Origin of the sequence: Streptomyces sp. BK239 (genome assembly GCF_004217285.1) — a bacterium.
Classification (GTDB): Bacteria; Actinomycetota; Actinomycetes; order Streptomycetales; family Streptomycetaceae; genus Streptomyces.
On the sequence record NZ_SHKS01000003.1, the window covers coordinates 159169 to 172596 of the forward strand.

A 13428-nucleotide genomic window follows, 5' to 3' on the forward strand; every position below is an offset into this window, starting at 1 on the left:
GGCGTTTGGCTATTTCCCCGGGGGGGGGCCGCCGGGGGTGGGGCCGGGGGTGGTAAGAGGAGGCGTCGAGGACGCCTCCTCTTCGCACGCCGTCAAGCGGAGGCCGCCGCCCTGCGTGAACGGCGGCGCACGACGAGGACGCCTGCGGAGGCGAGGGCCGCCGCGGCGGCCGCGGCGGTGGCGACGGTCGTTCGGGAGGAGCCGTGCGGGAGGGGCTCGCCGACGACCGTGAGCTGGCGGTTTGTGGTCTGCCGGCCGTGATGGCTGAGCGCTGTCAGGGGGTAGCGGCCTTCCGGCACGTCGCCTCGCAGTCGGGCGTGGCCCGCGTACACCGTGCCGCCGTCGTCGCATTTGCAGCCCGGGTCGTCCGCGCTGCCGGTCGTGAGGGTCACCGGGGTGTCGAAGACGGGTGAGCTGACGGTCACCGAGTTCTCCCCCGGTGCGGCTCGCAGATCGGTGAGGACCAGCCGGACGTCGCTCCCCGGCCGTACCGGTGCGGAGTCCTCGCCGCCCGGGAAGGCGTCCGGGGGGCCGATGACGAAACGGCTGATCTCCGCCGAGCCCTCGGCCGCGACCTCGAGCCGCGTGGTGGCGACGGTACGGCCGTGACTGGTCGCCGTGGCCGGGTAGGCGCCCGGGCGCAGGCCCGGGCGGATGCGGTGCTCCGTTCCCGCCTTGTTCGTCTGGACCGACTCCGTCGACCCCTTCTTGAGGGGGGTCAGGGTGATCGGCTGCACCAGGGCCGGGGACGTGATCTCGACCCTGTCCCACCCCGGCGGCATTCCCTGGACGCTGAACCAGACCGTGTCGCCCGCCTCCAGGGTCCTGCCCTGAGGCACGTGGTAGTCGAGGCGGACCGCCGTGGACGGGCCGTCGGCCCTCGGCGGGTTCGCGGCTTCGGCCGACGCCCGATGCGTCGGTCCCAGTAAGGACATGAGGGCGATACCGGCGACGACCATGACTCTGGCGACGGTGTCGTGGAACACGATTCCTCCCAGGCGGAGAGGGCTGGGCCGGTGCGGCCCCCATCGATCGGTCGGCCGGGAAGAGGGCTTCGGCGCCCGCCGGGTTGCCGGTTCCCCTGTTTCCGAGCGAAGGGCGAGTGTTTCCGAGCGAAGGGCGAGCTTTTAGTTTCGGTCATATCGGATATAGGGGATGTGTCAGCGGGGTTTCTCAGGAAGCGCGGATGGGTCTCGTGGGTCTCGGTGGTTGTTGGGCGGCTGTGCGGCGCAGGGTGCTTGCGCGGGTGGCCATGGCGGTCGTGGTCGCCGGGGCCTGGGGGCTGGTCGGGGGCTGCGGGGAGGGGGGTGGGGACGGGCCTTCGGTGGGACTGCTGCTGCCCGGGGGCGGGGACTCCCGGTTCGGGCAGTTCGACCGGCCGCTGATCGAGGAGAAGCTCAAGGAGCTGTGCCCGGACTGTCCGGCGGCCCTGGTCGCCGCCACGCCCGATCCCGCCGTGCAACGGCAGCAGCTGGAGTCGATGATCACCAGGGGCGTGGATGTGCTGATCATCGCCGCCGTCGATCCCGAGCTGCTGCGTCCGTCCGTCGAGGCCGCGCACCGGGCCGGCATCCCGGTCGTCGCCTACGACCGGCTCGCGCAGGGGCCGGTCTCCGGGTACGTGACCTTCGACGGCGCGGAGGTCGGCAGGCTCCAGGCCCAGGGGCTGCTGAAGGCCATGGCGGCCAAGGGGCGGAACGAACAGATCGTGATGATGAACGGGGCCACCACCGACCCCAACGCCGAGTGGTTCAAGCAGGGGTCGCTCGCCGTCCTCAAGGGCAAGGTGAAGATCGGCGAGTCGTACGACACGGTCAACTGGCGGCCGGAGAACGCCTTCGTCAACATGCGGGGAGCCGTCGCCACACTGGGCGGGAACAGCATCGACGGTGTGCTGGCCGCGAACGACGCCCTCGCCGGCGCCGTGATCTCCGCGCTCAACGCCACCGAGGTCCGGCCGCTGCCCCCGGTCACCGGTCAGGACGCCGACCTCGTCGCCGTACGGCGCATCGTCAGAGGCGAGCAGTACATGACCGTGTACAAGCCCTTCAAGCCGGCCGCCGACGCCGCCGCCCGGATGGCCGTCGCCCTCGGTCGCGGGCAGGCGGTCGGGTCCATCGCCACCCGCACCGTCGACAGCACCACCACCGACGACATCCCCTCCGTCCTCCTCCCCTCGGTCTCCGTGACGGTCGACAACATCAAGGACACCTTGGTGAAGGACGGTATGTACACCATCGACCAGATATGCCCTCCTAGACTTCGGTCGGCGTGCGACGAGGCCGGGATCACCGGCTGAGCGCTCACGGAAGGAGGTGACCTTGTCGCCAGGCCGCGAGCCGGGCCCCGGGCCAGGGCCCGATCCAGGACCCGTCCACGGTCGGCCCCTTCTGGCGATGCGCGGCGTGTCCAAGCGGTTCGCCGCCGTCCAGGCGCTGGTGGACGTCGAGCTGGAGATCAGGGCCGGGGAGGTGGTCGCCCTGATGGGCGACAACGCCGCCGGCAAGTCCACCCTGGTCAAGGTGATCTCCGGGGCCGGTCCGGCCGACCGGGGCGTCATCGAGTGGCAGGGCGACGCCATCCAGATCAGACGCCCCCAGGACGCCCAGGCCCTGGGCATCGCGACCGTCTACCAGGACCTCGCGATGTGCGACAACCTCGACGTCGTCGGCAACCTCTTCCTCGGCCGGGAGATCCACCGCTTCGGCGTCCTCGACGAGGTGGAGATGGAGCGTCTGACCCGCGAGCTGCTGCACACGCTGTCCATCCGCATTCCCGACGTGCGCGTGCCGGTCGCCGCGCTGTCCGGCGGGCAGCGGCAGGTCGTCGCGATCACCCGCTCGCTCCTCGGCTCGCCCCGGCTGCTCCTGCTGGACGAACCCACCGCCTCCCTGGGCGTCGAGCAGACCGGTCAGCTCCTCGACCTCATCGAGGAGCTGCGCGACCGGGGCCTCGGCGTTCTCCTGATCAGCCACAACATGGGCGACATCAAGGCCGTCGCCGACCGGGTGGCCGTCCTGCGCCTCGGACGCAACAACGGCGTCTTCGACGTGAACACCGCCTCCCAGGAGCAGATCATCTCCTCCATCACCGGCGCCGCCGACAACGCTGCGGGCCACCGACCCACCCGCCCGGAGGAGGCATGGCCGTGAGGGGGAGGCAGGGAGACGGGCCGGAGGCGGCCGTCGGCGAGGCGGAGAAGGACGACGGACGGCGGACGGTCGCGCGGATCAGGGCGTACGTCGTCCACGGCGTACGGCGGCGGCTGCGCGAGCGCGATCCCGGTCCCGCCCCCGCCCTCCTCGCCCTCGCCGTGATCTGGGTGGTCTTCCAGAGCCTCAACGAGAACTTCCTCTCCCCGCGCAACCTGTCCGTGCTCAGCGTGGACATCGTCGGCACCGGCATGGTGGCCGTCGGGATCGTGTTCGTGCTGCTGATCGGCGAGATCGATCTGTCCGTGGGCTCGCTCGCCGGGCTGGCGGGCGCCGTGTTCGCCGCGCTGAACGTCAACCTGGGGATGCCGGAATGGCTCGCCGTGATCACCGCGCTGTGCTGCGGCGCCGCCGCCGGGGGGCTGCACGGGTTCTCCTTCGCCAGGATCGGCGTGCCCGCGTTCGTCGTCACCCTCGCGGGTCTGCTCGCGTGGAACGGGGTGATGCTGTACCTGCTGGGGCCGGACACGGCCGTCAACTTCAGCGAGGACGGCCTGGTCGCCCAGCTGACCAGCCGCTACTTCGCCTCCGGCTTCGTCGTCTACGGGCTGGCCGCGCTCGTCACGGCCGTGTACCTCCTCGCCGCCCACCGTGAGCGCCGGCGCCGGGCGGCCGCCGGGATGCCGTCCCGGCCGCCGGGCGTGATCTGGGCGCGTGCGGCAGTACTCGCGGCGGTCCTGTTCACCGTGGTGTCCGTCCTGGACCGGTTCGAGGGGCTGCCGCTGGCTCTACTGATCTTCCTGGCGGTCATCACCGTCTCGGACCTCTTCCTGCGCCGCACGACCTACGGCCGGCAGGTCCTCGCGCTGGGCGGCGGCGTGGAGGCGGCCCGGCGGGCCAGCGTCGATGTGACGCGCGTGCGGATCGCGGTGTTCATGGTGTCGGGGACCCTGGCGGCCGTCGGCGGGCTGTTCGTCGCGTCCCGGCTCACCTCGGCGAGCCAGGTGCCGGGCTCCGGGATGCTGCTGATCAACGCGATCGCCGCCGCCGTCGTCGGGGGCACCAGCCTGTTCGGCGGACGCGGGTCGGCCTGGTCGGCGCTGCTGGGGGTGCTCATCATCCAGTCGATCGCCTCGGGCATGTCCCTGCTGGGCGTGGCGTCCCCCGTGCAGTTCATGATCACGGGCGGGGTGCTGTACACGGCGGTGGTGGCCGACGCGTTGACCCGGCGCGCCCCGAGCCCGCTCGGGCGGCCCTGAGCCGGAGAGGCTTCGGGCCCGCCCGGGCGGGCCCGACGCGGAGGAGGCGGAGAGGGGTACCGCCGCGGCACCCCTCCCCCGTGCGTCAGGCGCCCAGGTACACCGGGGCCTTCTGGCGGGACTTGCCGTGGATGTAGTTGCTGACGGTGCCGTCGGCGGCCAGGACGACCACCGTGTTGTCGTCCTGGAGGACGACGGGGCGGGCCTTGGCGTAGGTCACGGGGAACGTGCCGTGGCCGGTGGTCAGGCGCACCCCGTAGACGCCGTTCCGCTTGACCAGCTTCACGGTCGAGCCGTCGGCGAGCTTGTAGCGGCCGAGACGGGGGTGGGCCGCGGTGGCCGCACCCGTCCAGGTGAGGGTCGCGCCGTCGGGGGTGAGCACCAGCGTGCGACCGCCGAACAGGGCGGCCCCGGAGCGGGCGTTCGCGTCGAGGAAGCGGATCAGCTTGCCGCCCTGGAAGACGCGGGCCTGGTAGTGGCCGCCGGCGTTGACCCGGAAGATCTGCGCGGTCGTCCGCGCGTCGAGGCGCACGGTGCGGACGAGCTTGCCGCGCTGAGTGCAGTCGGCGGTCAGCGCGGGGAAGGCGATGGCCTGCCACGGGGTGGAGCCGCCCTGGCTGCGCTGGTGGAAGACCGGCTTCGCGCCCAGCACCCCGGTGATCTTCAGGCCGCTGGACAGGTTGGCGGGCCTGCTCTGGTCGACGGTCGCTACGACGGCGCCCCGATGGGTCAGGAGCTTTGCGGACGCGCCGTCGTCGGCGCTGTTGACCAGCCGGACCTTCATGCCGCCGAAGGCGGAGGGGACCGTCTTGACGGCGACACAGTTCGCCTGGTTCGTCGTGGGCACGGGCGGAGCGGCGGCGGCCGCGGCGGTCGCGGAGGCGGCGGTCGTGCCGACGAGGGCGACGGCGACGAAGGCGGTGCGGAGTGCGGGGCGCATGGCGGCTCCTGGGTACCTGGCATCTGCGGTGACGGTCTCGCTGACCTGCGATGACAACGGTAGAAATCGTCCGCGGCGGAACAGTCCGATCCATGTCACAGCCGTGTGACGACACGTCACATCCGTGGTTCCGCGACTCCCCGCGCGCGCAATCGCGCGACCGGTCACGTCAGTTGTTCCACGACTCGTCGTAGGGGTCCCGGGGCTGTGTCGTGGGGGTCACCGTCGTCGCCTCGAACCAGGGGATCGGGCCGTCGTTGACCGGGTCCTTGGTCTGACGGGGTGTGTACACGCCGGTGATGCGCAGCCAGGTGTCCGGCTGGAGGACCGGCGGGATGCGGCCGGTGAGGCCGATCTTGACGGGCTGGGCGTCGGCGGCGCAGCAGTTGAGGGCCATGCGGACGAGGTACGGCGTGCCGTCGGCGTCCAGCGCGAGGAAGCCGGTGATCTCGATGCGCCGGCCGGTGAGGGTGCGTCCGTGGTCGTAGGCGGCGCGGGTCGCGTAGTCGACCACGCTCAGGCGCAGGGGGCCGGTGGGCGGGAGGGCCGCGTAGGCGGGGGGTTCCTGGAGGGCCGTGCCGGTGCGGGTGGCGCTGTAGGAGCCGAGGGCGGGCGGGGCGACCAGGATCAGGGCGAGGAGGGGCAGGAGCAGCAGCCAGGCGATCCGGGGTTCGCGGTGGGCGGCACCGGTGTGTTCCGCACCGCGCTGCCGGCCTCGTTCGTACCAGGCCGTGGCCAGGGCCGTCGCCACCAGGACCGCGCCCGAGGCGAGGAGGAGGGGTTGCAGGCCCGCCTTGACGTAGCGGAGGTAGAGGTCGGTGGCGCCGGCGTGCAGGAGGGTCGCGCCGAGGAGGAAGAGGACGGCCGACTGGGCCAGGCGGTTCACAGGATCACCGCCCCGGTCAGTGCCGCCCCCGCCACCGCGAGGACGAACGTCGCCGGGGCGAAGCGCAGGGCGAAGCCCCGGCCGAAGGTGCCCGCCTGCATCGCGAACAGCTTCAGGTCGATCATCGGGCCGACGACCAGGAAGGCGAGGCGGGCCGTCAGCGAGAACTGCGTCAGCGACGCCGCGACGAACGCGTCCGCCTCCGAGCAGATGGACAGGACCACGGCCAGTACGGCCAGCGCGAGGATCGCGACGAGGGGGTTGCCCGCGGCGGTGCGCAGCCAGCTCTCCGGGGCGACCGCCTTCAGCGTCGCCGCCGCCATCGCGCCCACGACGAGGAAGCCGCCGGCGTGCGTCACGTCGTGCCGGACCGCGTCCCAGAACGCCGCGCCCTTGGTGCGGCCCTCGTGCGGCGGGTGCGCGGGCGGGCGGAGCCAGTCCGTGCGGCCCAGCCGGTGCCAGAGCCAGCCCATCGCGCAGGCCACGGCGAGGCTCGCCACGAACCGGGCCAGCACCATCTCGGGGTCGCGCGGGAAGGCCACGGCGGTCGCCGTCAGCACGATCGGGTTGATCGCGGGGGCGGAGAGCAGGAAGGCGAGGGCCGCGGCGGGGGTGACGCCCCGGCGGACCAGGGCGCCGGCGACCGGTACGGACGCGCACTCGCAACCGGGCAGGACCGCGCCCGCTACGCCGGCCACCGGGACCGCGAGGGCGGGGCTGCGGGGCAGGGCGCGGGCGAAGAAGGACGGGGGGACGTAGACCGCGATGGCCGCCGACAGCAGGACGCCCAGGACGAGGAACGGCAGCGCCTGGATCACCACCGCCACGAAGACCGTCGTCCAGCTCTGCATCACCGGCGCGGCCAGCGCGCGGCGCAGCGGGCTCTGGAGCAGCACCGTCAGGATCAGCAGGAGGGTGAGGGCGAGGGGGGAGGTCAGCCTGGGGCGGGGTTCACGACCGGCAGCGGCGTCCGCGTCGTCGGCGGGACGCGCCGCCGCTTCCCCCTGATCGGGAGTCGTCGCTCTGGTGATGGCCACGGGTGGGGCACCTCCGGGTTCCCTCGCGCTGTCGCCCTGCCCTGCTGGTCCCCCGCCCGTCCCATACGGCCGTGCGGGTCCGCTTGTTCAGCGGCCGTCTGGAACCACCCGTCCCGGTGAGGCAGTCTTCTCCCTCGTGGGGAGCGTTCCGGATCAGGGTGCGCCGCGGGGCGGCGCCGGCGGGCACATGGTGGTGTGCGGGGACGACGGTCTCGCGCACCGGCTGGCCGCCGAGTTGCGGGGGGTCTACGAGGAGCAGGTCACCCTCGTCGTACCGCCCTCCGAGCGTACGGTACGGCCGCCGGTGGTCGGGCGGGCCCGTGCGGTGTCCGCGGCGCTGCTCGACCGGGTGGTGAGCGCGGCCGTCAACCGGGCGTCGGGCAGCGGCGGCGGAGCTGCGGCCGGGCCGGGCGGGGGTGGCGGTGGCGGTGAAGCCGGCGGTGTGCGGCAGGTGATGGAGGCCGAGGAGCCGACCGAGGCCGTGCTCGCCGAGGCCGGGGTGGAACGGGCCGCCGCGCTGGCGCTGGTGTACGACGACGACGAGACGAACATCCGCGCCGCCCTCACCGCCCGCCGGCTCAACCCCCGGCTGCGGCTCGTCCTGCGGCTTTTCAACCGGCGGTTGGGCCAGCACATAGAGGAACTCCTCGATCAGGCGGCCTCCTTGGCGGTGGGCGGCGACGGAGACAGCGGGTGCGGTGGCGTGGCGGAGGCCTCGACCACCGTGCTGTCCGACGCCGACACCGCCGCGCCCGCGCTCGCCGCGACCGCCGTCGCCGGCACCACGAAGGTCGTCCAGACGGACCGGCTCATGCTGCGGGCCGTCGAACGGCCCCCACCCCGGCCCGCGCAGTCCGCAGGTCCCGCCGGCGGTCCGGCCGGTTCCGGGCCCGCCACGCTCGCGTTGCTGTCCGCGACGAGCAACGACCCGTCCTTCGCGGACGGTTCGGAGGCCAGCGGGGAGCAGGGGCCGCTGCTGCTGCCGGACGCGGCGACGGTGGCCGCCGCGCGGGGGCGGGGCAGCGTGGTGCTGGAGCAGGTGTCGTACGCGGCCGGGGGCGGGTCGCCCGGCGGGCGGGGCGTCGCGGTGGTGGCGCCGTTCGCCTCCCTGTTCTCACGGCGATTGCGCTGGTCGCTCGCCGGGCTGGTGGCGTGCGTGGTCGCGCTCGCGGTGGCGTTGTGGGTGGTGACCGGGATCCATCCGCTGGGGGCGGTCTACCTGACGCTGCTGGACCTGTTCTCGATCAACGACCCGGCGATCGGGGCGTCCACCGAACGGCAGGTGCTCCAACTTTTGTCGGGGCTCATGGGGTTGCTGTTGCTGCCGGTGCTGCTGGCCGCGGTGCTGGAGGCGCTGGGGACGTTCCGGGGGGCGGGGGCGTTGCGGCGGCCGCCCCGGGGGATGGGCGGGCACGTCGTGCTGCTCGGGCTGGGGAAGATCGGCACGCGGGTGCTGACGCGGCTGCGGGAGCTGGACATCCCGGTGGTGTGCGTCGAGGCGGCGCCGGAGGCGCGCGGGCTCGCGGTGGCGCGGCGGCTGCGGGTGCCGGTGGTGCTGGGGGACGTCACGCAGGAGGGGGTGCTGGAGGCGGCGAGGATCGGCCGTGCGCACGCGCTGCTCGCGGTGACCAGCTCGGACACGACGAATCTTGAAGCGGCTCTGTACGCGCGGTCGTTGCGGCCGGATCTGCGGGTGGTGCTGCGGCTGTACGACGACGACTTCGCGACGGCCGTGTACCGCACGCTGCGGGCGGCGCATCCGCAGGCGTTGACGCGGAGCCGCAGTGTGTCGCACCTGTCCGCCCCGTCGTTCGCGGGGGCGATGATGGGGCGGCAGATCCTGGGGGCGATTCCGGTGGAGCGGCGGGTGTTGCTGTTCGCCGCGCTGGAGGTCGCGGGGCATGCGCAGTTGGCGGGGAAGTCGGTGGGGGAGGCGTTTCGGGCGGGGTACTGGCGGGTGTTGGCGCTGGACCGGGGGGAGGACGGGGGGCTGGTGTGGGATCTGCCCGAGTCCTACGTGCTGCGGGGGGCGGATCGGGTGGTGCTGGCGGCTACTCGGCGGGGGCTGGCGGAGCTGTTGGGGCGGCGGGGGCGGCGGTAGGTCGTGCGGCCGGGGGTGGGGGGGCCAGGGGTGGGTGTCGCTCCCCCGCGCCGGCGGGGCGCCGCTGACAGCGCCGGTGACGGCGCCCCCCGGGGGCGCGGGGAACTGCGCGACCAGCCCCCGCTCACCCGCACCCCACTCTCGCGCCGCCTACCGCAGGTGCTTCTGGGCGAACTCGAGTTCCAGGCGGACCTGTTTGATGCGTTCGTCGACCACCAGGGAGCCGTGGCCCGCGTCGTAGCGGTAGACCTCGTGGGGGGCGCCGCGGGATTCCAGGCGTTTGACGTAGTTGTCGATCTGGCGGATCGGGCAGCGGGGGTCGTTGACGCCGGCGGAGATGTAGACCGGCGCCTTGACGTCGTCGACGTACGTCAGGGGCGACGAGGCCGCGAAGCGTTCCGGGACCTCCTCCGGGGTGCCGCCGAGCAGCGTGCGGTCCATCGCCTTCAGGGCCTCCATCTCGTCGTGGTAGGCCGTGACGTAGTCGGCGACCGGGACCGCCGCGATGCCGAGCGCCCACGCGTCGGGCTGCACGCCGAGGCCGAGCAGGGTGAGGTAGCCGCCCCAGGAGCCGCCGGTGAGGATCAGGCGCGCCGGGTCGGCGAGGCCCGAGGAGACCGCCCACTCGCGGACGGCGGCGATGTCCTCCAGCTCGATCAGGCCGACCCGGTGCTTCAGCGCGTCGGTCCAGGCCCGGCCGTACCCGGTCGAGCCGCGGTAGTTGACGCGGATCACGGCGTAGCCGTGGTCCACCCAGGCCGCCGGGGCCGCCGCGAAGGAGTCGCTGTCGTGCCAGGTGGGGCCGCCGTGGATGTCGAAGACGGTCGGCAGCGGGCCGGTCGCGCCCGCCGGCTTCTGGACCAGGGCGTGGATCCGGCCGCCGGGGCCCTCCACCCACACGTCCTCCACCGGCACCGAACCCGGCGACTTCGGCCCGGGCGGGTCGAGGACCACACCGCCGCTCGTGGAGCGCACCGCGGGCGGCTGGGCGGCGCAGGACCAGAGGTACTCAACGCTGCCGTCGGGGCGGGCCGTCGCCCCGGACACGGTGCCCGGCGGGGTCGGCACCCGCTCCAGCTCGCGGCGGGCGAGGTCGTAGCGGAACAGTTCGCTGCGCGCCTCGAAGCTGTGCGCGACGAGGAGGCCCGAGCCGTCCGGATACCACTCGGCGCTGACGTCGCCGGGCAGGTCCAGGGCCAGGTCGCTCTCCTCGCCGGTCGCCACGTCCCACACCATCGGCTCCCAGCGGCCCCTGCGCTGGTGGCCGATCAGCAGCCGGGTGTCGCCGTCGACCGGGGCGAAGCCCAGCACCTCCAGGCCCAGTTCCTCGGTGCCGCCCCGGGTGTCGTCGAGCTCGGCGACCGTCGTGCCGTCCGGGCGCAGGACGCGCAGCGCGGAGTGCATGGCGTCGCCGTGCTCGGTGTGCTCGATCGCGATGAGGGAGCCGTCGTGGGAGAGGTCGCCCACGCCCGCCGACTCGCGGTGGCGGTACAGCTCGAACGGGGGCTCGCCGACGCGGGCCACGTGGATCGTGGTGCCGTCCTCGTCGGTGGAGCGGCCCACGACCGCCGTACGGCCGTCGCGGCCCAGGGCCAGGCCCGCGGGGTAGGAGGGGTCCAGGCCGGGGGTGGCCAGTTCGTCCTCGCCGCCCTCGAAGGGCTGGCGGCGCCAGACGCCGAACTCGTCGCCGTCCTTGTCGTCGAACCACCAGATCCAGGCGCCGTCCGGGGAGAGCACGCCGTCCGTGGTGCCGTTCGCCCGGTTCGTCACCTGGCGGCGCTCGCCCGTCGACCGGTCCCACGCGTACAGCTCGTACGTCCCCGTCGCGTTCGACACGAACAGGGAGCGGTCCGGCGCGTCCTCGGCCCAGTCGGGCAGCGACACACGGGGCGCCCTGAAGCGCCTCTCCCAGTCCGGCGTCTCCTCGTGCCGCTGCGGCGCGGCGGACCCCTTGCTCTCAGTCATGGCCCCATACTGCCTGCTCGGAGCGGCAAGTAATCCCCGCGGCCCCCAGCCTGTGGACAACTTTGCCCACGACCCGCCGTTCGTCCACACCCCGCGGGCCGCCGCACCGCGCTTGCCCCGTACCGTTGAGGGCGTGTACCGGTTTCTGCTGACGCCCCGCTGGTGGGGGATCAACGTCTTCGTGCTGCTGGCCGTGCCCTTCTGCGTCTTCATGGGGTCCTGGCAGCTGAGCCGGTTCGAGTCGCGCGTCGACGACCAGCGCACCGCCGAGGCGCAGGTGGCGTCCGCCCGCAAGGAGGCGCCGCGGCCGCTCGCGGAGATGCTGCCCGTGGACAAGGCGACCTCCGGCAAGCGGGTCACCGCGACCGGCCGGTACGGCGAACAGCTGCTGGTGCCCGACCGCGAGCTGGACGGCCGGCGGGGCTTCTACGTGCTGACGCTGCTGCGGACCGACGGCGGCAGGGCGCTGCCCGTGGTGCGGGGCTGGCTGCCCGGCGCCGCCGACGCGGCGAAGGCCCCGGCGCCGCCCGCCGGCCAGGTCACCGTCACCGGCGCGCTCCAGGCGTCCGAGACGCCCGGCGACAACGGCGTGAGCGCCCGCGGGGGCCTGCCGGCCGGGCAGACGGCCGCGATCAGCGCGGCCTCCCTGGTCAACCTGGTCTCCTACGACCTGTACGACGCCTGGGTGACCCTCGACACCGCCGCCCCGGGGACGAAGGCGGTGCCGGCGACCGCGCCGGCGGGCACGGGGCTGGACCTGAAGGCGTTCCAGAACCTCGGGTACACCGGCGAGTGGTTCGTGTTCGCCGGGTTCGTGGTGTTCATGTGGTTCCGGCTGGTGCGCCGCGAGGTGGAGTTCGCGCGCGACGCGGCGCTCGGGATCGTCCCGTGGGACGACCGGGCGCCGGCCGGCGCGGATTCGGCCGCTCAGGAGGACGCCAGCACGCCCGTCCGGTAGACCGTGCCCGCGCACGCGTTCGCCACCGTCGCCGACACGCTCGGGCCGCCGCCGTCGGCGGTGTACGTCACCACGACGCTGCCGTCGGCCGTGCCGTCCTCGACGAGCAGCTGCGGGGCCGTGCCCTCGCCCGCGCCGGCCGAGGCGGTGTCGCTGTTCTGCTCGCTCGGGCTGGGGTCGGGCGAGGCCGTGCCGCCGCCCGTGTCGCCTCCGGTGCCGCCGCCCGGGGTGGGGCAGGTCTCGGCCGGGACCCAGGCGAACCTCACGTCGTACGCCGCGCCCGGGGCGAGGGTCAGCCCGGAGGCGTAGCGGGAGGGGCCTGGCAGCTGGGGGGCCTGGCCGCCGGCGGCGTACTCGGTGACGCTGATCTTCGCGGGGTCGGCGGCGCCCTGGGCGGTGGGCGTCAGGGACACCGCGCCGCCGACGGTGCAGCCGTGGTCGGAGACGTTGACGATGTGGAAGCCGCCGTAGACCACGCCGGTCGCGTCGGGGGCGTCGACGCCGGCGGTGGCGGAGCCGAGCTGGGAGGCCGTGCAGGCGGGGGCGGTGGCCTCGCCTGAGGAGGAGGGGCCGGCGCCGGTGGTGGCGCCGGTCGCGCTGCCGGTCTCCTTGTCCTGTTCGTCGCCCTTGCCGGTGTCCTCGTCCTTCTGGCCGGGGCTGCCGTCGGCCGCGTGGGCCGTGCCCGAGGCGCCGCCGTCGGGGAGCTTGCTCGCACCGTCGTCGTCCTGGGTGCGGGAGGCCTGGCCGGCGATGGCGGGGTTGGCCTCGGAGTCGTCGGAGTTCGACACGTGCAGGGCGGCCGGGACGGCGGTGACGACGAAGAGTGCGGCGGCGGCGATGCCGACGGCCGCCTGCCGCTTGCGGGCCCTGCGGACGGGCACGGCCCGCCGCAGGTGGTCCAGCGCCCCGTCGCGCGGTTCCATCTCCTGGACCGCCTGGTGGAGCAAGCGGCGCAGTGCCAGCTCGTCCGAGTCGAGCCCGTCGGGGCCCTGGTCGTCGAGGTGGTGGTTCACGGTTGCGTTCCCAGCGTGCGATTGCTTCGGCTGTTGCGTGTGCGGCCGCCCGTGCGGCGGCCGGGCCGGCTCGTCCTGCCGCCCGGTCGACGCGTCCGGCTCGTGCCGCCGGTGTGG

Annotated in this window: 11 protein-coding genes; 5 read left to right on the top strand and 6 right to left on the bottom strand. The window is 73.9% G+C overall.

Going from position 1 to position 13428, the window contains the following annotated elements:
* Positions 1 to 92 precede the first annotated feature (92 nt).
* Positions 93 to 986 carry a hypothetical protein gene (locus EV567_RS10630; protein WP_242620750.1) on the bottom strand — a complete coding sequence of 298 codons (894 nt, stop codon included), beginning with the start codon at positions 984 to 986 and terminating at the stop codon, positions 93 to 95.
* 266 nt (positions 987 to 1252) lie between these two features.
* Between EV567_RS10630 and EV567_RS10635 the strand changes: the two genes are divergently transcribed.
* From EV567_RS10635 to EV567_RS10645, 3 genes are all read left to right on the top strand, one after another.
* Positions 1253 to 2299 carry a sugar ABC transporter substrate-binding protein gene (locus tag EV567_RS10635; protein ID WP_242620788.1) on the top strand — a complete coding sequence of 349 codons (1047 nt, stop codon included), beginning with the start codon at positions 1253 to 1255 and terminating at the stop codon, positions 2297 to 2299.
* Positions 2300 to 2396: 97 nt separating this feature from the next.
* Positions 2397 to 3152 carry an ATP-binding cassette domain-containing protein gene (locus tag EV567_RS10640; protein ID WP_130438561.1) on the top strand — a complete coding sequence of 252 codons (756 nt, stop codon included), beginning with the start codon at positions 2397 to 2399 and terminating at the stop codon, positions 3150 to 3152.
* Complete coding sequence (locus EV567_RS10645; RefSeq protein WP_130438563.1) at positions 3143 to 4411, top strand: sugar ABC transporter permease; 1269 nt, start codon at positions 3143 to 3145, stop codon at positions 4409 to 4411. The genes EV567_RS10640 and EV567_RS10645 overlap by 10 nt, the downstream gene beginning before the upstream one ends.
* Positions 4412 to 4496: 85 nt before the next feature.
* On the opposite strand, the gene EV567_RS10650 is transcribed toward EV567_RS10645, so the two are convergent.
* The 3 genes from EV567_RS10650 to EV567_RS10660 form a co-directional block, all read right to left on the bottom strand.
* The gene (locus tag EV567_RS10650; protein WP_242620751.1) at positions 4497 to 5351 is read right to left on the bottom strand and encodes a hypothetical protein; all 855 of its coding nucleotides are present in this window, start codon (positions 5349 to 5351) and stop codon (positions 4497 to 4499) included.
* A gap of 169 nt (positions 5352 to 5520) precedes the next feature.
* Entirely contained in the window at positions 5521 to 6237 is a 717-nt protein-coding gene (locus EV567_RS10655; protein ID WP_130438565.1) for a TIGR03943 family putative permease subunit, read from the bottom strand.
* Positions 6234 to 7274 carry a permease gene (locus tag EV567_RS10660; protein ID WP_130438567.1) on the bottom strand — a complete coding sequence of 347 codons (1041 nt, stop codon included), beginning with the start codon at positions 7272 to 7274 and terminating at the stop codon, positions 6234 to 6236. The genes EV567_RS10655 and EV567_RS10660 overlap by 4 nt, the downstream gene beginning before the upstream one ends.
* 187 nt (positions 7275 to 7461) lie before the next feature.
* On the opposite strand from EV567_RS10660, the gene EV567_RS10665 reads away from it, so the two are divergent.
* Positions 7462 to 9375 (top strand): NAD(P)-binding protein, encoded by a 1914-nt coding sequence (locus EV567_RS10665; RefSeq protein ID WP_130439517.1) that lies wholly within the window; start codon positions 7462 to 7464, stop codon positions 9373 to 9375.
* 150 nt (positions 9376 to 9525) lie between these two features.
* Here the strand turns inward: EV567_RS10665 and EV567_RS10670 are convergent, their stop codons facing one another.
* A complete protein-coding gene (locus tag EV567_RS10670) occupies positions 9526 to 11340 on the bottom strand; it encodes a prolyl oligopeptidase family serine peptidase (RefSeq protein ID WP_130438569.1) in 1815 nt (604 codons plus the stop codon).
* Positions 11341 to 11473: 133 nt separating this feature from the next.
* On the opposite strand from EV567_RS10670, the gene EV567_RS10675 reads away from it, so the two are divergent.
* Positions 11474 to 12298 (top strand): SURF1 family protein, encoded by an 825-nt coding sequence (locus tag EV567_RS10675; protein WP_207228733.1) that lies wholly within the window; start codon positions 11474 to 11476, stop codon positions 12296 to 12298.
* Here EV567_RS10675 and EV567_RS10680 read toward each other — a convergent pair.
* Positions 12268 to 13311, bottom strand: a complete 1044-nt coding sequence (locus tag EV567_RS10680) for a hypothetical protein (RefSeq protein WP_130438573.1) — start codon at positions 13309 to 13311, stop codon at positions 12268 to 12270. The two genes, EV567_RS10675 and EV567_RS10680, sit on opposite strands and share 31 nt — an antisense overlap.
* Positions 13312 to 13428 lie beyond the last annotated feature (117 nt).